The organism is Lysinibacillus sp. NPDC056185 (genome assembly GCF_047737915.1).
Taxonomy (GTDB): Bacteria; Bacillota; Bacilli; order Bacillales_A; family Planococcaceae; genus Lysinibacillus.
This window is the reverse complement of the sequence record NZ_JBLLLQ010000017.1, coordinates 22,627-43,756: the sequence shown is the minus strand read 5'-3', so window position 1 is coordinate 43,756 and position 21,130 is coordinate 22,627. Positions and strand designations below refer to the sequence as shown.

Below are 21,130 nucleotides of genomic sequence, written 5' to 3'. Positions count from 1 at the left end.
CCCCTCCCTTATATGATCGAGCTCATGCCGCCATCAACAACTATGACATCCCCCGTTATATAATCTGAGGCAGCCGCGGCTAAAAATAATGCAACTCCTTTTAGGTCATTTTCAGTTCCTAAACGTTTTAACGGCGTCACTCCCATTAAATAATCTTGTCCACGCTCAATTAAGACTTTTGACATTTTGGTTGGGAAAAATCCTGGGGCAATCGCATTTATATTGACGCCATATGGTCCCCATTTTACGGCTAAGTCTTTTGTTAGAGTGATGACTGCACCTTTACTTGCGTTATAGCCAATTGTATCCATGAAATCAGGTAATGTACCACCTAGCCCTGCAACCGAGGCGATATTAATAATTTTTCCGCTCTTTTGTTCTAGCATTATTTTGCCAACAGCTTGGCTCATTAAAAATGTGCCATTGACGTTAACATCGAAGACTTTTTGCCAAGCCTCATACGGCATTTCAACAGCTGGAGTACCCCAAGACGCACCACTGTTATTGACTAAAATATCAATTCGGCCGAATGATTCAAGCGTTTTTGACACTACGTTCGCTATATCCTCTGGCTTTGTCACATCACAGGCAAGAGCTAATGTTTGTACACCTAATTCAGCTAATTCTGCGGCTACCTCTTCGCATGCCTCGACCTTTCTTGAGCACAGTACAATGTTAGCGCCTGCTTCAGCAAAGCCTTGTGCAATTTGAGCTCCAAGACCGCGTCCTCCCCCTGTTACGATGGCAGTTTTCCCCTTTAAGCTAAATAAGTCTAGTACCGTCATTTCACCAGCTCCTCTTGTTTTTTAGCATGCTTTTTCAGCTCCAGCTTGGCAACCGTGTTACGATGCACTTCATCCGGTCCATCCGCTAAACGTAATGTTCGGGAATTTGCCCACTGTGCCGCAAGCGTCGTATCAGGTCCTACCCCAGCAGCACCGAATGCTTGAATTGCTCGGTCAATAACTCGCAATGCCATGTTTGGCGCCACTACTTTAATCATCGCAATTTCTGCCTTCGCTTCTTTATTTCCTACTGTGTCCATCATGTACGCTGCCTTTAGCGTTAAGAGTCTTGCCTGCTCAATATCGATACGGGACTCCGCAATACGCTCACGCATCACACCTTGGTCTGCGAGTGGTCGATGGAAAGCATGTCGCTCCTGAACACGCACGCACATTTCCTCTAATGCACGTTCAGCAGCTCCAATAAGGCGCATACAATGATGGATACGACCCGGCCCTAAACGACCTTGCGCAATCGCGAAGCCTTTTCCTTCTCCCCACAAAATATTTTCAACTGGTACTCGAACATTAGTAAACGTCACCTCACCGTGTCCTTCTGGTGCGTGATCATAGCCAAATGCCGTAAGCATACGCTCTATTTTCACTCCTGGTGTATCCATCGGCACTAAAATCATCGACTGTTGCTCATGGATCGGTGCTGTAGAATCCTTATGTTTCCCCATAAAAATAGCGATTTTACAACGAGGATCACCAGCTCCTGTCGTCCACCACTTATGTCCATTTAAAATATAATAATCGCCATCCCGTTCAATACTTGCCTCGATGTTTGTTGCATCACTAGACGCAACTGCAGGCTCAGTCATTGCAAAGCAGGAACGTATTTCTCCACGTAATAGCGGTTCTAGCCACTGCTTCTTCTGCTGTTCTGAGCCGTAACGCACAAGCACCTCCATATTTCCCGTATCTGGCGCATTGCAATTAAACACTTCAGGAGCAAGTAAAGAGCGTCCCATAATTTCACATAAAGGTGCATATTCTAAATTCGTCAAACCTGCACCATATTCACTATCTGGCAAAAATAAATTCCATAGGCCCGCTTCTTTTGCCTTGCTCTTTAATTCCTCCATAATTGGTGGGATCGCTCCCCAACGATCTTCCATTGCTTCTACCTGTGCAGCAAACACTGCCTCATTTGGATAAATGTATTGCTCCATAAAATTTGTCAGCTTCTCTTGTAGTTCGACTACTTTTTCACTATAAGAAAAATTCATAAAAAAGCCCCCCTTTATTTGAACATCAAAATGATAAATGAATGAATATTCATTTTTATTCTTACATTAAATGTTACCGTTATATTTCTTGTAAATCAATGTCTATTAAACAAAAATTTGAATTATAGAGAAAATTCATACTCAAGACAGTGTTTTCAGCGTATAGAAAATCTCATTACGATAAAAAAATACAAGTCAAAACACTATTTTGCCATAATATGTATCTTCAAATCAGAATAGCGTCTTACATAACGTATGGTTGATTTCCGTTCCGGCTGGGCGCTTTGTAGCTGCCGCTTTGCTTTCGCTACAGAAAACATTTGTTGTTGCTGTCGCTACGCTTTCGCACAGATAAAACAATTGCTGTTGCTTCGCTTTCGCACAGAGCAGAGCTTCCTGGGGGCGTCCGAGGAGTCGCCCAGTCTCCACTCCAATCAACTTTTATAAATGGTATACGTTTTAACAAACATCATCTACAATTTTGAGTGATAAACCATTCATTAAAATTGGTAAATTACGTAAAGAAACAATTAGTAACATAAAAAAAGAGTAACTTCTATTTCAAAGAAGTCACTCATCTCAATTAATTTAATCTTTAACTTTATTTTTGTGTCCTTTAGCTAACTTCATAGCGAAAAACTGAGGTATTAAATTTAAGACACTCACAATTACTACTAGTTGAGAAGGCGATAAGGGTTTAAAATATCCATCATCCCATCCTATCCCTAACGTGTCCTCCATCCTACCGATAAAGTAAAAGGAACTAACTGCCGATACAATATTACCGATAATAAAAGGAATTGAATTACATAGAAATTTCCCCAAAAAAGCAAAAAGTGAAGTCATTACAATCATCATTAAGTAGCCGAGCATTGATCGGTTAGCAAAATCTTGGTACATCGAAAAATAAACAAAAGGAAAACAGTATAAACAAACTATTAAAATACCAATTACTATTTTTCTCATATTGTCCCCTCTCTTGTATATTGATAATTTACGTAGAAAACTTGGACAGCCAAATCTTTAACATACTCCAAGAATATGATTGCTTTTTTTCAACAGTTGTCGTTTAAGCTTTCTATAGTCTAAAGTGTTTTGCCTTTCTTCATAATATCGGTAAGCAATTCACGAATAGCCAAAGGTAAATGGCGATTTTTTAAATACACTACATAAACATTTCGCCGTAAATTGGGGCAATCTACTTCCTTTTGTACAATAGTTTTAGCTGTAGGACCTTTTAAATAGTTTTCTGGTAAAATGGTAATCCCTAAATTTTCACGAACGAGAGATACAGCCGTCTCAAAGCGTTCAATTTCAAATTGGATATTAATGTTTTTTCCAGCCTTTTCAAATGCATCTAAAATGTCATGTCTCGTTTGAAAGCCTTCTGTACTAATAATAAAAGGCTCTTCACTTAAATCTGCGATCGTCAGCTTCTCTTTCTTCGCTAATGGGTGATTTAATGGTAAAACGGCTACAAGTCGCTCTTCATATAAGCAGTGAACTTCGAGCTCTTCATCATCCATTATTTGATTTGTAATAATTAAATGTGTTTTATAGCTTTTAAGCGATTTTTCAACACGCTTACTCCCTAAAATATCTACTAGATGAATCATCATTTCTGGATATTCTTTTTTATACTCTGTAATGACTTTTGGGAGCCAATGCTTAATCGATTCCATCACGCCTATCGTTATTTCACTTGTGCCACGTACAATTACCTCATCCATTTCTATTTTTAAAACTTCCATGTTTTTCAATATAACGTTTGCTCGTTCATATAAAAGCTCGCCTGCTTCTGTTAATTGAAGATTTCTTGTATTCCTTTCAAGTAAAGGTGAGCCAATTTCTTGCTCTAATTTTTTAATAGCATTACTTAGAGAAGGCTGAGAAATATGCAGTTTTTCAGCTGCCTTCGAGAAATTCATTTGCTCCACAACTGCTAAAAAATATTGTAATTGTTTAAAATCCACAACAACATCCTCCTCATTTATAGTTTTAAGCTATAGATTAATATTAATTATATATTAGAAATAATAATTATGTGAATATATAATTTATTCATATCAATATTTTCACTAGAATAATATTGGAAATGGGGTTGATGAAGATATGTATACAATGACAGATCAAAAACAGTGGAAAGGCCGTATAGATTCAACTACTAATACGAGTAGTTTCCGTTTACATCAAAAAGTGAAAAGAATTCCTATTAATGATGTAAGCGCTTCAGATAATCAGCATGCCGGTATTGTGGGCTTTATATGTGATGAAGGTGTACGTCGTAATCAGGGACGTGTAGGGGCAGCAAGTGCACCTAATGCTCTACGTGAATCATTATCTAACTTACCTTGGACATTTAATGATGAACAGCAAATTATAGATGTTGGTAACGTTCTTTGTCTTAATCACGCTTTAGAAGAGGCACAGCATGAGCTCGGTGAAATTGTCAAAACATTGCTAAATAAAAAAATACAATGTGTCGTGCTTGGCGGTGGACATGAAACATTATACGGACATTATTTAGGCGTTCGTGCATCGTTACCTAAAGATGCGAAAATCGGGATCGTCAATATAGATGCTCATTTCGATTTACGACCATACGATGAGCAACCATCGTCTGGCACAATGTTCCGTCAGATTTTAGAGCAGGATCCACATGCCGATTACTTTGTTTTAGGCATACAACCTTTCGGCAATACAAAAGAACTATTTGATAAAGCCGATGAGTTACATGTGAACTATGTGTTAGAAGAAAATATGACGCCAGAAAATAAAGCACAAATCATGCATGATCTTCAGCAATATATGGATAATCATGATTATATTCTCTTAACGCTCTGTATGGATGTACTAAATGCTGCTTTTGCACCGGGTGTTAGTGCTCCATCACCATTTGGACTAGATCCAAAAACTGTACGCACGATACTTCAACAAGTCACTTCACATCCAAATACACATTCTTTTGATATTTGTGAGGTAAATCCTTCTCTGGATGAGAATGGGCGCACAGTTAAACTAGGTGCTTATTTTGTTTACGAAGCACTAAATCACTTACTTAGGAGATAAGGTTCATGATCGAAATTAATCAAATTACAACAGTATTTCTAGCAGTTGCACTATTCGCATTGGGCGGCTGGCTCATCAATAAAATCGGTTTTTTAAAGCGTTTTTGTATACCAGCACCTGTTGTTGGTGGCTTACTATTCGCCGCATTGACCACTATTCTAAAAACAACAGGCGTATTAGAAATTTCGCTTGATACGTCATTACAAAGCTTATTTATGATTACTTTCTTCACAACAATTGGTTTAGGAGCAAGCTTTAAACTTGTGAAGCTTGGTGGAAAACTATTAATTATTTATTGGTTGGCTTGTGGTTTCCTAGCATTAATGCAAAATGTTATTGGTGTATCTCTTGCATCGCTAATGGGGATTCATCCATTAATCGGTATGATGGCTGGTGCTGTTTCTATGGAAGGTGGCCATGGTGCCGCTGCAGCATTTGGACAAACATTAGAAGACTTAGGTATTTCATCAGCCATGACAATCGGTGCGGCTGCAGCTACATGTGGTTTAGTGGCTGGTGGCTTAATCGGTGGTCCGATTGTAAAGTACTTAGTTGGTAAATATAATTTAACGCCAAATGAACAAGAAACGGAAGAAATTGATTTTGAAAATAAACATGAACAAATTACATCCGATTCATTCTTTACACAAGTATTATTAATTACGTTCTGTATGGCTGTAGGTACATATGTTGGAACATTATTCTCAGAAGCTACAGGTTTCGTACTACCTGGCTATGTTGGTTCAATGTTTGTAGCTGTACTAGTGCGCAATATTATGGATAAAATAAAACCTGAAGCGATTAACATGAAGAGCATTTCTTTAATCGGCGATGTGACTTTAGGTGTTTTCCTTTCAATGGCGCTCATGAGTATTAAATTATGGGAAATTGCTGATTTAGCACTACCACTATTCATCATTGTTTTCGCCCAAGTATTCTTCATTGTCTTATTTAGTATCTTTGTATTGTTTAAGATTCTTGGAAAGAATTACGATGCGGCGGTTATGGTTGCCGGTTTTGCTGGTCACGGTTTAGGGGCAACGCCAAATGCAATGGCCAATATGTCAGCAGTTGTCCAACGCTTCGGTCCATCTAAAAAAGCATTTCTTGTAGTACCCATTGTAGGAGCGTTTTTAATCGATGTTTTCGGTATCCCAATTATTATAACGACGATCAATCTATTTAAATAATCAATGAGCCGTGCAACTGTCTAATAATGACAATTGCACGGCTTATTTTTTGACTTATTGATTATTGTAATATTTCACTAACAGTTACAAATTCGTAGCCTTGTTTTTGCAAGTAAAGAATTACGTTTTCCAAACCATTTGCTGTCGTTTGATGAATATCATGCATTAAAATAATGCTGCCATCTTTCACCGATGCTTTCACATACGTTAATATTTTATCAGCATTGCGATGCTTCCAATCTAGTGTATCGATTGACCATAGAATAGAAGGCATCGTCATGACAGAACGAACTTTATCATTCGTTGCACCATATGGTGGACGGAAAACCGTTGGATACTGACCAATCGCTGCATTAATTGCATTGTTAGTTCGATCAACCTCTTGTTTAACATTCGCTGTCGATAAGGCTGTTAACTTTGCATGGTCCCATGTATGATTGCCTATTTCATGGCCAGCCTCATAAATTTGCTTTACGACTGCTGAATTTTTAGAGACATTTTGCCCAACCATAAAAAATGTAGCCTTTGCATCATATTTCTTTAAAATCGCTAAAACTTGTGGGGTAACTTTTGCATCTGGCCCATCATCAAATGTTAAAGCCACACGCTTATTTGCCCCTTTCGCTACTGGTACACCTTTATTGTATACTTTGTTATCAGTTATTTGGATATTTGCTAGCTCTGAAGCTTTCACATAGCCCTTTTGTTCACCTGCTTCTACATAGGCCCAGCCTGCTAGCGTTGTATATTGCTGAACGACTGTTTTATTGGCAATTGTACCGAGAACCTCGCCACTTGGGCTAGCAGTTAAACGAAGCACAGCGCCATTAGTAGCATTTACTCGTTTTTTTGTCGCAACAGGTTTCTTTAAAGAATTTGTTGCTACATAACCTGTTTGATGACCATGTTGGACAAATGACCAACCTCCAGGTGCCGATCCATATACAAAGACCATACTATTTTCGTAAATCTGTCCGGCTTTTTGTGCACTTGGACTAGGGTATGTAAATAATGTTGTTCCATCTTTTTTCGTCACTACATATTTTTCGGATGTAAGGCTTACTAATGCTGCCGTTTCTACATATCCCTCTAGCTGTTGCGCTTTAATTCGAGTCCATCCCTCACTTACTGGTGTAGCTGTTACATAACTACCCTTCACTATTTGACCGATTACGGCACTTTCTACGGAAGGTTCTACATAAACTGTTGTGTCATTAGCTACTGATTGAATAACTGGTGTACCCTCAGCATTTGCAGAAGTATTACCTACAAACACAAAACTGATTAAAAAAGTCAAAATAATAGCATAGGGTAAAAGTTTTTTCATCGTTCGTCACCGCCCTTTTCATCACAGATGTCTTTTCTCATATGTTTTTTCCATAAAAGTATAGGATTCGACTTTAATTATAGAATAATAAATTATCCCAGGAAATAGTAGGAATCAACTAGTTTTTCTGATTTATAATTTCTGAATTACACATTTTTTAGGATGAACGGTTATCAATTTGTTTACTGATAATTTTCTAAAATAATTTCCTCCTTTTCTTCATCAAAAATCCCCCGTGGTAGCGCTGGCAATAGATGATGAAAACAATTGGCATGTAGTACCTCCCCTCTTAAATGAAAATGATCGATTGTATTCCCAAGCATGAATACTGTTTTAGCTATTTTGCCAACTTTCATTTGTCAAAGGCCCCAAGACGCCTTTTTCAGGTACTTGTGCAGTGCACCCTATAAATATGACGATTGAAACGATAAAAAAGTTATTATTTTTTCATATTTTTTCCGCTTACAGCGCACCGTACGCTGTAAGAGCATCTTCAATATGGAATGGTGGTGTCCAAGCCTGCCCATTCGCATTCGTCGTCACGAAAATATATTGTTTACCATCTTTTTCGATAATCGAGGCTAAGCAAAGACCCGCTTCAGGTGTATAGCCCGTTTTCCCGCCCAATATTGTACCTTCCCCACCTGGTATTTTAGCTAATAGTGAGCTTGTTATCGTTAATTCATTTGGGACATGAGTCATATAACTTTTCGAAGTCAAAATTTGATAAAAGGTAGGATTTTTAATGGCATAACGAAATAGCTTACTTATATCACGGACACTGGAGACATGAGCGGGATCATGTAATCCACTGGCATTGACAAAATGGGTATCATTCATCCCTAATTCATGCGCTTTATTATTCATTAATGTCACAAATGCTTCTTCACTACCTGCCATCGCATCCGCAAGTGTTCCTGTAGCATCCGCCCCAGAGGCAAGCAGTGTGCCATATAATAAATCTTCTATCGTTACAAAATCTCCTGCCTTAAAGCCCGCCATGGAAGCATTTTGAGCAGTAAATTTAGAAATCGTTTGTGGTGTAACGATTGTTTGCTTCTGCAGATCCGTACTCATTTCAATAGCAACAATCGCTGTCATAATTTTCGTTAATGATGCAGGATAAATAATGTCATCTGCATTTTTTTCGAATAATACATCTCCTTTTTCATTCAGCAACAAAGCATTTTTACTATGCAACGAAGGTAACTCTATTGGCGTTTGTTCCGTTATTGTGTTGTTCGTATAATAAAAAAAGAATGCAACCGCACATATAAAACAAAATAAGACAAATTTTTTCATAAAAAAACGCCCCCCACACATTATAATAGGAGGCATTTATGAATATTCCTGTAGGAAATTTATGAAGAAATTCTTAAGGCTTGACAAACAATTATGCCTCAGCATAATTGTTGCTGTCCCACTTCGCTTTCGCACAGATAAATTGCCACAGGACGTGGCGTACTTAGACTGAGTTCCTCTATTTCAGCGGATATTTGTACACCCTCTGAAATAGGTTAATAATCATCGAAATCCGAACAAATTCTCGTTATATCTTTATTCGCTAATTTAAAAAATACATCCTGAGATACTTCTAACTTCAGTGCATCATCCTTTTTTAAATCCGCATATACTCCTCGTAAAATACGACCTGTTAAACCATGTGAAATAGCAATCACTTTCGGTATATGTTGAATGTCTTCTAGCCAAGCACTTAGTCTGTTCACTACTGAGTCATAAGCTTCTCCATTAGGCGCATTAAAATACCAATTATACACGTCTGTATTTTGAAGAAGACTTGGCCAAGAATTTTCGATTTCTTTCATTGTTAGTCCAGCCCATTGTCCCACTGCAACCTCAGTTAAACGATCATCTTTTTCAACATTCTTCAAGTCATATCCAATTGTTTCACAAATTATTTCCGTGCTCTGCATGGCTCTGCCTAATGGGCTCGAAAAAATTTTCCATTCATTAGGATTTCCAATTAAACTTTTCAGCATTTGTGCATTTTGTTGTACTTGATGTACACCCACTTCTGTTAATGGAGAATCGAGCTCTCCTTGATATCGTCCTTGTGTATTAAATTCCGTTTCACCATGACGAAGTAAGTAAATCGTTTGATTCAATATTGTTTCCCCCTATAATTTCTCCCCCGCTGTCACTCATTTTAAAACAATAGAATGATATAGACAAATCCAAAGAACAAACATAATGGACTGTAGATCCAAGTATCATATTTAGCAAACTGTGAATGTTTTATTTTTTTAAAAATTCCAACATAATTAAAATCACCAATCGCCCGAATAGTGAAAACTATAGCACAGACAATACTTCCGATTTTAGATGGACTATTTGCTTGAAAGCTCTGCAAATAATCACCTTGAACAACGATAATGATACTAGCAAATAGAATAAGAATGGCTACGAATAATGTTCCCCATTTTCTTGGAGTAAAAACAGGTTTATGCTCCCCCTCTTTTACAGGGAGAACAGCTGCAGAACCCCATCGACCTCCAAATGCCCAATATATATGCAAAAAACTGATAAACCACAGTAATCCCACAGCTACTAATGGTAAAATTGATTTCATATAGTTACCTCCAATTATCGCAATCCTAAAACATACACTACCGTATGTTATGGTAATAATTTTGTCCCTTCAGGTTCTATAACCATATTAGGGACATTTATAATCGTGTATTAAAAGCTCAACCATTTTATCAAGATCAAAATTAGGATTTTCTTCAAACCTTGTCATCCATCCTACATACGTTAAATAGGCAAGTCTCGCTCTATCTATCGATTCAGCATTGTTTATGCCTTTTTTTTGATACAATTTCGCAACACAAGAAATTCTTTGTTCTTCAATATCCACTAAGCGTGCTGCAACAACAGGATCATATTTTGCCCAAGTATAAATACCAATTTCCATTTTTTTATCTCGATTAAAACTAATTTTTAATAGCTGTTCTAAGGAAGCCCCCTGTTGCTCCATACTTTGAACAATCAGCTTTGTTGCATGTATTTCCCAATAGTCGACCATAGAATCTAACAGCTCTTGATGGTCACGAAAATAGTGATAAAAGCTCCCTTTACTTATTTTTAGTAATCGAGCAAGTGCTTCGATACGAACTTTATGTATTCCTTCATCAGCTAATTGTTGTAAGCCTGCTTTTATCCAATCTTCCCTCGTTAATTGCATGTCATCTCTCCAGAAAAATACGGTAGCGTATGTTTTTGTTTTAGATTACTACTAATTTCATTTTTTGTAAATTGTTTAATCTATTTATTTTTATGAACTTTAATGTTATTGTCAATCGTAATATTTATAGTCATTACCCTCGGTAAAATACATGCACATACTAATATAATAGCTAAAAGTTTTTTCATCTTTCTCTCCTTTTTTCATTTTATATCGAAAAGATCGCTTATAGGCAGCAACGAGGAACCGTTGATATTAGCGGAAAATGGTGACTAAGAGTGAAAATCAACTTTGTCTATTGATCATATTTTTTGTCTACAGCTGAGGCCAAGTTTTATTAATCCCTTGACCTCAATGACAACTTATCAATTATGCCGAGGCATAATTGCGTGACATCCGAGCCAACAGATGTTTTTTGCGCGAAAGCGAAGCGTCAGCAGCAGATGTTTTTTGCGCGAAAGCGTAGTGTTAACGCAGCGTCAGCAACTTGTTTCTAGACTGAGTTCCTCTGTCTCAGCGAACATTTGTAGCTGACGCTTTGCTTTCGCTACTAAAGACATTGGCTGAAAGAAGTTAAAATGTATTATCGAATAGATTTTCCGCTATACCTAGTAAAATATCTTTCTCTGTAAACTCCATTAATTCTTCTCTCGTAATTTCTTTCTGTTGAATTAGACGGTTTGACTGAATAGTCACAAGCTTTTCAAATAAGTTTCGAATATACCGACCGTTCGAAAAGTTTGGAATTGATTCGACTGGAATTTGATGCAATTGCTCCTTCATATGGTGTGCAAATACGTCACCATACTGGTAATCATTATTTTTACATAGCATGGCAAAAATATCATAAAGCTCATCCGTGCTAAAATTATCAAACTGCACAAAATGATTGAAGCGTGATTTAAAGCCTGGATTAGCAAGAAGAAATTCCTCCATGAGCTCTGTATAACCAGCAACGATGACAACTAAATCATCACGTAAATCCTCCATCGACTTTAATAGACTATCAATCGCTTCTTTACCAAAAGCGTCCTGTTTATCATTAATTAGTGAATAAGCTTCATCTATAAAAAGCACGCCGCCCTTTGCTTTATTCACAACTTCCTGGACCTTCAAAGCCGTCTGACCAACATATCCTGCTACTAAGCCTGCACGATCTGTTTCAACAAAATGCCCGCTTGAGAGTACGCCAAGATGTTTATATATTTGGCCTATGATACGTGCCACTGTTGTTTTTCCTGTACCTGGATTTCCAGAGAACACTAGATGATAGGTGATTGGGAAGCTTGTTAAACCATGGTCAACACGCAAGCTTTGAATTTTAATGAAATTAATTAGATTGTGTAATTCCTTCTTGGCATTTGGAAGTCCTACAAGTCCATCCAGCTGCTTCTGTAACTTTTCAATTTCTCGCTCTATTTCTGGTGTTATTCGTAAACGTTCACCGTTAATAAACTCACCGCTATAAATAATTTTTCCCACTTCATTAAAATAATCTCCTCGACCGTGCTTTTCTCCATTTACAAGGTCTCCGATATAGGAAGCCTGTCCATTAGTATAATAAAGAGTACCATGTCCCGTCATAGCATCCTCTTTAAATTGCCCCTCCGACACTAGCACACCTTGACTAGAATAGTTCTTACCTTTTCCATGCTTCATATCCTCAAAGAAATAGCCTTCATATTGAAGGGATATTACACCATTTGAAAGCTCCTTAGCACTTGGCGATTCTGGTGCGAAGTAAAGCTTTCCAGCACCTTGCATATGATTCCAGATAAAATCACCTTCATATTGTAAAAAACCACTTGGATAGTATTGTTTTCCCTTGCCTTTCTTCATGCCATGGACAAAATCACCCTCATATTGCGGCTGATTTAAATGCGGATACTGTGTACGAAGCTCTTTAAATGGAGCAATTGTATCTTCCTCATAATACAAAATCCCGTAACCTTCCATTAAATCATTACGAAAATGCCCCTCATAATATACCTGACCATCCTTATATAAAATTCCATTACCTTGTTTTTTATTTTGAATAAATTCGCCCTGATAAATCATTTGACCTTTTAAATACATGATGCCATTACCTTGCTTCATATGATTGACGAATTCTCCTTCGAATAACAGCTCCCCTTCTTGGTCAAATAACGTACCTTTTCCATCATAAATGTCATGACCAAAGTCATTTTTCTTCACACCGCCACGATACATTAATGTACCATCTGGATACAATATATCTTTTTCTTCATGATTATATGTCATTTTATTGCCACCCTTTATCCATTCAGTATATGCTCAATTATAGCGTGGAAAAGAATACCTATGTGCAAATTTTCAGAATTAATAAGGTGATCTTTTTTATGAAATTACATTCTTATAAGGTAAAAATCCGCCTAGATTAGAATCTACGCGGATTTTTATCTTATTTTTTATATGTAGCGATAATTTTGCTGCATTGATTGAATCGTTTCAATCATCTCTTCTCTAAGCTCAATTGGCTCTAGCACTTCAATGTTTGCCCCTTGGCTCAGCAGCCACATTTTAATACCATGTCCAAAAACTTCTGCTTCAAATAAATATTGCCCATCTTTTTTGGATAATATTTTTGCTGTTGGTAAGCGATCTAACACAGCTTGCGGGGATGTTCCTTTAAAGATAAACTTCATACGCATTAGCTCGCCAGCATGCATAAACTGAATACGTTTGCGAAATTCCCCTTCTTGAAAACGTTCGGCATATGGTATTTGGAATTTTTTATCAAGCTCATGAAAATGTTGAATTCGGTCGACTCTATACACAATGGGCAAATCCTTTTCGTGTTTATTATCATAAGCAATTAAATAAAAGTAGTATTCTGAGAAAATGACCGCGAGTGGTTTTAAAATCTTTTCTGTAGGAATTATTTCGCCTTCACGTAAATAATCAATTTTAATGATTTTCTTTTTTTGAACCGCCTCAGATAGAACCCAAATTAAAGGCAATAGAGACTTTTTATGATTTAAATCTACGTACAAATGTTTTTCGTTTAAAATAATATTGTGAATAAACTCCTGCTTATCAGCCGCAACAATCGAAATAAGCTTATCTATAATAGCGCTCATTTCTGATTTTAGCAGTGCTCTTGATTCGATGAGAATTTTAACAATCGCTAAAACTTGCTCCTTCGATAAAATACTTTCCCCTTTATTTGTCAGCCTGTACACATTTTCTGTCCGCACATATTCTAAATGGCAACCCAATTTAGCTTTTTCCAGATACGCTCGAATTTCATTCAAATCCCGTTGTATGGTTTTTTCACCAACATTATGTGTAAATGCTTCTTGTTTTTTGTTAATTCCTTGGCCATCCATTAGTCTGTCAAACATCGAAATGACGCGATAGCCTTTGTTTTGTTGTGAATCTACCATATATCCCACTCTTTCTTCAAAGTTACTTTTCTATTATACAAAAAGAGTTGGACACTATTAGTCCTTTTAACTACGTAATTTCTATTTTATTGGTATAATTGGCACGACATACTATACTTTTGTTATAATTCACTTTATTTTTACAGTTAATTCCGTATTAGCAGATAAAAAGGACCTCAATCTCGTTGATTGAAGTCCTTCATTATGCTAATAAAGTTGCCCTTAAAATGAGCTTGATTTCCGTTCTAGGCTACTCAGATCAGATCACACAGCGTCACAGATGAGACCCTGCAGCGAGAAACGCGAGTGAAGTGGCTCATCGGACGCCCCCAGGAAGTTTTGCTCTGTGCGAAAGCGAAGCGGCAGCAATTGTTTTATCTGTGCGAAAGCGTAGCGACAGCAACAACAAATGTTTTCTGTAGCGAAAGCAAAGCGGCAGCTACAAAGCGCCCAGCCAGAACGGAAACCAACCTCTAGCTTTGCCTAAGCGTCATACTTTATTTAAGTGACACCTTAATGAATTTCATCTACCATTTTTTTAACCAAGTAAAAATCTTGTTGACCGAAATCTTTTGCAGATTATTCCTTTACTCTTACTGCAGTTCCATATGCTAATACTTCCGATGTGCCGTCCATGACCGATGATGTTGAAAATCTTATCGCAACAATTGCATTTGCCCCTAGTTGTCTTGCTTCATCCTCCATAGCTTGTGTGGCAAGTTCTCGAGAGCGAGTGAGCATTTCTGCATACTCCTTCATCTCTCCTCCGACAATATTACGAAGTCCAGCCATCATATCGCGGCCAATATTTCTCGATTGTACCGAATTACCTTTTACTAAACCTATAGTTTCTACAATTTCTTTTCCCGCTACAATATCTGTTGTTGATAGTAACATACAATACTCCTCCTATTTTTTATATTTTTCAACGGCTTTAACAGCTTCAGTAATGGAAGTCGTAATCACTCCCGTGCGCTTAATCAAGCCAATAACAAATAAATTACGATAAACAAACTGATTTTCAATTCCGTCCCGTACAAGTGCCTCTATTTTCATCATATTGTCCCGGCCTTGTTGGCGAACATCTGTAAATACACCTACGATTGGTCGATTCAGCATCGCAAATGCACCAATTTCTGCTGCCACACCTGAATCAATCTCAACGCCATCTAATACGGCCACTAATACATCGCTATTTTGCAGCATCTCTAAATCCGCTTGCGCAATCGCCAAACTATCAGCATATGCCGTCTTATCATTTATCGCATCATTCTCCTGTGGTACGTATAATTCAATACCTGGTACTGCCTCTCTAATTGCTGCAGCGAGCTGCTCGTTAACTAAACGATCTCCTAAAGAAAATAATCCATTTGCTAAGTATGCCTTCATAATAAAACTCCTATTCCAACGTTTTTTCAAACACTATTTTATGTCGATCTTTTTTATCTAAAAAAGTTGAGACAATATCATATCCGTGTTTAAGATTTGTTATGAGCATGGCTTTTCGCTCATTTCTACCATATGTACGAACTTTTTTAAAGCCTAGTGCCTGTAGATGTTCATGCTGTCGCCTCATTAATCGACTGGCAATCCCTTGACCACGTTTCTTTTCATGGACACCACCTAACCAACTATAAAAAACGCCATCCGGATGTATGTAGCCTAGTTTAAAGCCTATGATATCTTCATTTTCTATTGCTAATAAACAAATGAGTCCTTCTTTACTTTCTAGTTTTTCTAGTGGGAGATTTGCTCCATCAAATACATGTGCATGAATTTCCTGTAATTGCTTCAACCAATCATATGGTACGCCTTCAATTGTGACGATATGCATTTTTATCACCCCTATCTCTACAGTCATCATTATAGCAGAAAAGGTTGAACTATAAGGTTAAACATAAGTTCTGTCCAAATTCATCAAGACATTGACAACGGCCACATGTCGCCCATTCTCCTCTAATGCCGCTGAGATACGGGGCATCCCTGTAGACGAGATAAATATGCTATTGCGTAGCTCTATACATAAAAATGCTGGAATCCAATACCCTTGTCATTTTAGAGGATGGATAACTTCCTTTTCAACTCTATAAATAGAAATTCTAAGTTAGATTTCCATTCAATCCAGCATTCTGATTCACGCCATAATTCAGCGATTACCCTAATACCATCAGCAGTTGGAACTTCATCTCTTATATTAGCTAAATATCTTAAAATAAACTTCAACGATTCTTCATCCGCATTTATTGACTGTATTTTTTCAAAGTCGTCTCACCGTCATATAATTTCCCTGTACCAAGATACATTACATAGAGCTCTGCAAGCGTCATTGCACTTATATCGAAGACGAAATCAATTTCATCGAAGCTCTCACCAAAGAACTCCCCTCGTTTCATCGCGGTAATAACCTCAGACAGCTCTATATGATTTGATTCTAAATTATTTTGGATATAGTCCTCTGAAAAATCGACTACATCTAAGCCCTCATCACTTTCTAATGGCTTTATACATTATAAAGCATTTCTAATCTAGCGTCGTCGCTGTGAAAATAAAAGCACGCCCATCCACATTTAAAATTTGTAGTCCTTCACTTGTTTCAGCTAATGGCTTGTCCCAACGAACATGGCCACAGCAGACTAAAAGCTCAGCAGCATTTTGTAGTTCTTTCCAAATATTTGGATTTCCAGGCAGGCCCTGAGAGCTAATTTCCGGACTTTCATGAAGTAGCAGGATGTCGGGAACTTGCCTTAAAATGTTTCTGAGTTTTTCCAAATAATCGGCTTCCCTCATCCGATTCGGTTTATCCACCCTACCGATAATTCCTCCGATTCCTGCTACTGCAAGATTTGCATGCATAATCGTACCCTCATTCGTGAAGAAATGGATACCTGAGGTAGAATCCAATTCCGCTAGTTCCTCATTCCTCAAGAGATCGTGATTTCCTGCGATGCCTGTGATAAATCCAAAATGACTCTGAAAAGCTCTCCATACAGGCAAAGGACTACCGCTAGCACCCCTTTTGGTTAGATTAGTATACAAGTCTCCACATAAGCACACCATCACCTTGGCAGGGTCCAAATCTGACAAATGGATTTGAAACAAAAGGGAAAGCACTTCCGCAAGTTCCTCACCCAGTAACTTTTGGGCTTCTTCTACCTGCTCTTGCTTATGACCTACAATTCCTTGTAAATCAGAAGCAATAATTATTGCATCCAACTCCTCCGGCATTCCAAGTATCTCTCCCCAGTAAACGGGAAGCCATTCATAAGAAATCCCTGCTCCCTTTGGTGCAGCGGTAATGTATGGTATTTTCTCTAAAGGCTCTTTGGCAATATCAACGATTTTTAATGCTCTTTTCATCTGTTTCTTCATTTAAACACATCACCCCTTACAGAAAGGTACCAAAGTAATAATTTCATCTTTTCATGTGAATAGCCATCTATACCTCTTCAGGTTGCCATTGACATAAAATCGGTACCTCGTCCACGCTCCTTACAGTAATCATCCTTGGATTCGAATCATGTCTCCAGCTTTCACGTTACATCCCAAACTAATAAAAAAATCTCCCACTTTTATACGAACCCAAACTCATATCATTTGGATATACTGTTCGTTTTAGCGGGAGATTATATTCTATCATCCGATTGTTTCTACAATGTTTCCTTGCTGATCTTTAATATATGTTTTTTCAATTAGGAGTGAAATTCCCGGTATAGAAGATAATTCAAATTCTTTTTCTTGTGGCATCAAGTTTTGATTGAGTTCCATAACTGCCTTTTCATTTAAAGTTATGGTAGCATCCGCTTCCTCCATGCTATACCCACATTTTTCTCCTGGCTCAAATACAACTCGGATTTCTCGACCAACTAAGGTTAGTCTTTTCCCTTTTAAAATCCGCCCGCGTAATAGTTTACCGATTATTCCTGCTTGCTTTGCCCCCAACGTTAACTTATTAGGCTGTTTGCTGAACAATCCCTTTTTCCCCTGCTCCCAAGCTAGTTGGTCCACAAATAAATAGCCAGTGTTTGAGCCTTCTTCCGCCATTCCTTTTTCTACCGCTTCGGCAATGGATGAAATCTGTAAAAGAGATGCACGAGATAAGTCCGTAACATAGCTCGGGATATATTCTAGGCCTGCATTTAGTACACCAATAGTATTCCAAGTTTGCATCGCCTCAAGCTCATCCCCTGTAATCCCTACCATTTGAATAAACTCCACTTGTCCATTTGGTGTATCAATCGCTGGCAACTCAGGATCTAATGTATATGCAAGTGCTGTTAAAAGCGTATCAGCGCCTTCGCAGATTGGACCATTAGCATCCAAATAATCACCTGCTCTGAAAACATTGCCACTGTCAAAAACATATCTTCCCATGTTTTGCAGCAAATTTAACGCCCACGCTGGTGGCTCCTCCTCATCTTCATTTCGAGCAAGACGAAACGTTAACTCAAACCCATATCCGCTGTATTCAGCATCCTCTGATTCTTTTTCATATAATTCGGAAAACCCATAAGTTACAAAATGCCAGTGTGGAACTGGTGTCTCACTTTTATAGGCACTGATCCCTTCAAGCGGATCTTCGCCTCCTAATAAATATGGAATAACGGTTCCATAATGCTTCGGCTCCTGGTCTCCGTAAACTTTTAATACTTCCTGATCAATCGCGTCCCAGCCAGATGCATTTATTTCTTCGCTCATCAACAACGCCCCCTATGTATTCCAATATTACCTATAATTATACTATAAAGTATATAACACACTCCAAAGAGAATAATACCTAATTTAATTACCTCTAATCTTACTAGATTTTTTTCATTAATCTGTGTGAATATTGAGTAAAAGTTACTAAGTCCTATGACAATCTGTAAAGACATGCCTAAATATGAAGCCTCAACGGATATCTAGATGCGCCGAGGCGTTATCAAAGCGAGGATAAAAAATAATTAGAATGATTCAAAATTTCGCCTTAACCGTATAACATTACTGGTGAACGGACACTTTGTAAATAATCTGCAAGCTTCCCAGCATATACTTTTTCTAAATAAGGTAATTGTGCAATGCAATGGGGTGTCATTAATGCTGGGTTCTGATAAACTTTCAGCCCTCCAACCTTTAAAAGCATCGCCACAAATTGCGAGCAAAAATAGGCACGCTCTCTTCTTACCTCTTTTTGCATCACCACGCCAAAGAGCCCAATAAAATTATATTTATAGCGATCACGATTCCAATGCATATATTCTACGATTTTCATCATCTCTAAGTATTGAAAATGAGATATTTTACAACGATAAATGACACAATCGGCTGTTTCAAATAGCCCTCTTTCTGCGTCCTCTCGCAAAAAACCCCCACTTAAAGGATTGTTTAGTTGTCTACGTCCAAAGCTATACATTTCAAAGAGTTCCTCATCAAAAGCAATGGAAGCATGATTCATCTCTTTTCCAGTATACATGCCTATAGCTTTTGATAATAATGTACCTGTTTTTGTTAATACTATGTAAATGGTGTATGCCATTTCCTCACCTACTTCAATATTCTTCCCTACTACCAATACGTTTTAAATATTCAAACGGTTTCATTTATTTCCTTTTTTTATAAGTATATATAACGAAGCTCATTTTTTCTTAGTAAAAAGTGAAGATTTTCTTAATTATCATCTATAATTTTAAACTTATGTTTTTCCGCCACCTTTATTTATATGTCTTGAATCGTATTCTTATGTGATTTACTGATTTTTTCTATAGGTATGTACGAGAGGATATTAACTGTGATTGTCAAAGTATGTGGTGTATAGTTTGAGGCTTTATAGGGCATTTAGTTAAAGTTCAATGTTAAAGACTATCATATACTTTATTAGTTTGTATATTATAGTATGTTTATTGACTATTATTTTTATCGGTTGTCTTGGATTAAAGAAGCCATTGCCTTTGGATTTACATAAGGAGTTTTTGATTTTATCAGTAATTGTCATAATAACTTGTTTCGTAGCAACACAGATGAAACAATCAAAATCTTCTTTAGAAAAATGAAATTAATTACTAATTAAGCTTTTCATTAAACCCCAATTGTTAGAAACAATTGGGGTTTAATTTTCATACTAGCAATTTTTCAACTGGCTTTTTCATTGCCGGATTTTCATATATTAATTCTTTATCGTTGCCTGGGTGTTGTAACAATTATTTTGATATATATTTATCGCTTCTTTTAAAAATATTTGCTCCTTTTCTGTAAAAGGATTCGGAAAGTTGAATGATTCTGTGGATGGTAGCTTTTTTTCAACCAAATCTAAATTTCCTTTCAAGGTTTCATTCATAAGTTGCAGAAGTGTTTTAACTGTTTCTTGAGCTTCTTTTGAAGAAGGTATAGCTTTTGTAAGTGTTAAATGTTTAATTTCTGATAAAACTTTAGTCCATTTTTTATCTAGATCGATTTCTTCGGATTTATTTATACTAAATAATTCATCAGTTATATCTGAAAAGTGTTCTTTAAACCATGTTTCAGTATTTTCAGCAAACATTAATTTTTGAAGCATAGCACAAAATATCTCGATATGGATGATTTCCTCATCTTTCACTGTTTCAATAAGATGGTTTATATCAGATAATATATTTATAATTTCAAGTTTTTTTGCCTCAAATAACTGTTTTTGATCGTTTAAAGATTTTAAGATAATTTCACCTTTAACAGTGTTTTTTTGCAGTATGTCTTTAATTTCCTTTAGCGACAAGCCTAGAAACTGTAATGACTTAATGTTTTGTAAAGTAGATAGGTCCTCTGTAGTATATAATCTATGCCCACCCTCTGTATAATCACTTGGTTTCAGTAGGTCTATGCTGTCATAATATCGAAGTGTTCTAATACTAACACCAGACATTTGCACAAGTTCACCTATCGTAAAAATCCCTTTCTCCGACAAATTAT

22 protein-coding genes are annotated in these 21,130 nt (G+C 37.1%); 2 read left to right on the top strand and 20 right to left on the bottom strand.

What is annotated here, in order from left to right; translation table 11 throughout:
• Nucleotides 1–8 precede the first annotated feature (8 nt).
• The 4 genes from ACMZ42_RS16330 to ACMZ42_RS16315 all read right to left on the bottom strand — a co-directional run bounded on the left by ACMZ42_RS16330 (nucleotide 9) and on the right by ACMZ42_RS16315 (nucleotide 3,990).
• On the bottom strand, nucleotides 9–785 hold the full coding sequence (locus ACMZ42_RS16330; protein ID WP_415732043.1) for an SDR family oxidoreductase: 777 nt from the start codon (nucleotides 783–785) through the stop codon (nucleotides 9–11).
• Nucleotides 782–2,017 carry an acyl-CoA dehydrogenase family protein gene (locus ACMZ42_RS16325; protein ID WP_415732042.1) on the bottom strand — a complete coding sequence of 412 codons (1,236 nt, stop codon included), beginning with the start codon at nucleotides 2,015–2,017 and terminating at the stop codon, nucleotides 782–784. The genes ACMZ42_RS16330 and ACMZ42_RS16325 overlap by 4 nt, the downstream gene beginning before the upstream one ends.
• A 588-nt stretch (nucleotides 2,018–2,605) precedes the next feature.
• Nucleotides 2,606–2,983, bottom strand: a complete 378-nt coding sequence (locus tag ACMZ42_RS16320) for a hypothetical protein (RefSeq protein WP_415732041.1) — start codon at nucleotides 2,981–2,983, stop codon at nucleotides 2,606–2,608.
• 119 nt (nucleotides 2,984–3,102) lie between these two features.
• Nucleotides 3,103–3,990 carry a LysR family transcriptional regulator gene (locus tag ACMZ42_RS16315; RefSeq protein ID WP_370081174.1) on the bottom strand — a complete coding sequence of 296 codons (888 nt, stop codon included), beginning with the start codon at nucleotides 3,988–3,990 and terminating at the stop codon, nucleotides 3,103–3,105.
• Nucleotides 3,991–4,129: 139 nt separating this feature from the next.
• Here ACMZ42_RS16315 and hutG point away from each other — a divergent pair, with 139 nt between their 5' ends.
• Together hutG and gltS are read left to right on the top strand one after the other, a co-directional pair.
• The gene (gene hutG / locus ACMZ42_RS16310) at nucleotides 4,130–5,086 is read left to right on the top strand and encodes a formimidoylglutamase (RefSeq protein WP_415732040.1); all 957 of its coding nucleotides are present in this window, start codon (nucleotides 4,130–4,132) and stop codon (nucleotides 5,084–5,086) included.
• Between the two features lie 5 nt (nucleotides 5,087–5,091).
• On the top strand, nucleotides 5,092–6,276 hold the full coding sequence (gene gltS / locus ACMZ42_RS16305; protein ID WP_370081170.1) for a sodium/glutamate symporter: 1,185 nt from the start codon (nucleotides 5,092–5,094) through the stop codon (nucleotides 6,274–6,276).
• A gap of 61 nt (nucleotides 6,277–6,337) precedes the next feature.
• Here the strand turns inward: gltS and ACMZ42_RS16300 are convergent, their stop codons facing one another.
• The 16 genes from ACMZ42_RS16300 to ACMZ42_RS16225 all read right to left on the bottom strand — a co-directional run bounded on the left by ACMZ42_RS16300 (nucleotide 6,338) and on the right by ACMZ42_RS16225 (nucleotide 21,125).
• Nucleotides 6,338–7,603: a polysaccharide deacetylase family protein gene (locus ACMZ42_RS16300; protein WP_370081168.1), complete on the bottom strand. Its 1,266-nt coding sequence runs from the start codon at nucleotides 7,601–7,603 to the stop codon at nucleotides 6,338–6,340.
• 182 nt (nucleotides 7,604–7,785) lie between these two features.
• The gene (locus tag ACMZ42_RS16295) at nucleotides 7,786–7,959 is read right to left on the bottom strand and encodes a hypothetical protein (protein WP_370081166.1); all 174 of its coding nucleotides are present in this window, start codon (nucleotides 7,957–7,959) and stop codon (nucleotides 7,786–7,788) included.
• 106 nt (nucleotides 7,960–8,065) lie between these two features.
• A complete protein-coding gene (locus ACMZ42_RS16290) occupies nucleotides 8,066–8,905 on the bottom strand; it encodes a D-alanyl-D-alanine carboxypeptidase family protein (protein WP_402870568.1) in 840 nt (279 codons plus the stop codon).
• A gap of 215 nt (nucleotides 8,906–9,120) precedes the next feature.
• A complete protein-coding gene (locus ACMZ42_RS16285; RefSeq protein WP_415732038.1) occupies nucleotides 9,121–9,729 on the bottom strand; it encodes a histidine phosphatase family protein in 609 nt (202 codons plus the stop codon).
• Nucleotides 9,730–9,770: 41 nt separating this feature from the next.
• The gene (locus tag ACMZ42_RS16280; protein ID WP_402870562.1) at nucleotides 9,771–10,193 is read right to left on the bottom strand and encodes a DUF3995 domain-containing protein; all 423 of its coding nucleotides are present in this window, start codon (nucleotides 10,191–10,193) and stop codon (nucleotides 9,771–9,773) included.
• 87 nt (nucleotides 10,194–10,280) lie between these two features.
• Nucleotides 10,281–10,805 (bottom strand): TetR/AcrR family transcriptional regulator, encoded by a 525-nt coding sequence (locus tag ACMZ42_RS16275; RefSeq protein WP_370081158.1) that lies wholly within the window; start codon nucleotides 10,803–10,805, stop codon nucleotides 10,281–10,283.
• A gap of 573 nt (nucleotides 10,806–11,378) precedes the next feature.
• Nucleotides 11,379–13,067 carry an AAA family ATPase gene (locus tag ACMZ42_RS16270; RefSeq protein ID WP_415732037.1) on the bottom strand — a complete coding sequence of 563 codons (1,689 nt, stop codon included), beginning with the start codon at nucleotides 13,065–13,067 and terminating at the stop codon, nucleotides 11,379–11,381.
• A 167-nt stretch (nucleotides 13,068–13,234) separates the two neighbouring features.
• Nucleotides 13,235–14,212, bottom strand: a complete 978-nt coding sequence (locus ACMZ42_RS16265; protein ID WP_370081154.1) for a helix-turn-helix transcriptional regulator — start codon at nucleotides 14,210–14,212, stop codon at nucleotides 13,235–13,237.
• A gap of 579 nt (nucleotides 14,213–14,791) precedes the next feature.
• Nucleotides 14,792–15,109, bottom strand: coding sequence for a YbjQ family protein (locus tag ACMZ42_RS16260; RefSeq protein WP_370081142.1), 318 nt, complete (start codon nucleotides 15,107–15,109; stop codon nucleotides 14,792–14,794).
• A gap of 12 nt (nucleotides 15,110–15,121) precedes the next feature.
• Nucleotides 15,122–15,601: a nucleoside 2-deoxyribosyltransferase gene (locus ACMZ42_RS16255; protein WP_370081140.1), complete on the bottom strand. Its 480-nt coding sequence runs from the start codon at nucleotides 15,599–15,601 to the stop codon at nucleotides 15,122–15,124.
• Nucleotides 15,602–15,611: 10 nt separating this feature from the next.
• On the bottom strand, nucleotides 15,612–16,046 hold the full coding sequence (locus ACMZ42_RS16250) for a GNAT family N-acetyltransferase (protein WP_415732036.1): 435 nt from the start codon (nucleotides 16,044–16,046) through the stop codon (nucleotides 15,612–15,614).
• 406 nt (nucleotides 16,047–16,452) lie between these two features.
• Nucleotides 16,453–16,605: a hypothetical protein gene (locus ACMZ42_RS16245; RefSeq protein WP_415732035.1), complete on the bottom strand. Its 153-nt coding sequence runs from the start codon at nucleotides 16,603–16,605 to the stop codon at nucleotides 16,453–16,455.
• A gap of 127 nt (nucleotides 16,606–16,732) precedes the next feature.
• Nucleotides 16,733–17,581 (bottom strand): metallophosphoesterase family protein, encoded by an 849-nt coding sequence (locus tag ACMZ42_RS16240; protein WP_415732034.1) that lies wholly within the window; start codon nucleotides 17,579–17,581, stop codon nucleotides 16,733–16,735.
• A 264-nt stretch (nucleotides 17,582–17,845) separates the two neighbouring features.
• Nucleotides 17,846–18,907 carry a suppressor of fused domain protein gene (locus tag ACMZ42_RS16235; RefSeq protein ID WP_415732033.1) on the bottom strand — a complete coding sequence of 354 codons (1,062 nt, stop codon included), beginning with the start codon at nucleotides 18,905–18,907 and terminating at the stop codon, nucleotides 17,846–17,848.
• Nucleotides 18,908–19,175: 268 nt separating this feature from the next.
• The gene (locus tag ACMZ42_RS16230; RefSeq protein WP_370081130.1) at nucleotides 19,176–19,724 is read right to left on the bottom strand and encodes a hypothetical protein; all 549 of its coding nucleotides are present in this window, start codon (nucleotides 19,722–19,724) and stop codon (nucleotides 19,176–19,178) included.
• Between the two features lie 627 nt (nucleotides 19,725–20,351).
• Nucleotides 20,352–21,125 carry a MerR family transcriptional regulator gene (locus ACMZ42_RS16225; RefSeq protein ID WP_370081128.1) on the bottom strand — a complete coding sequence of 258 codons (774 nt, stop codon included), beginning with the start codon at nucleotides 21,123–21,125 and terminating at the stop codon, nucleotides 20,352–20,354.
• Between the last annotated feature and the right edge of the window lie 5 nt (nucleotides 21,126–21,130).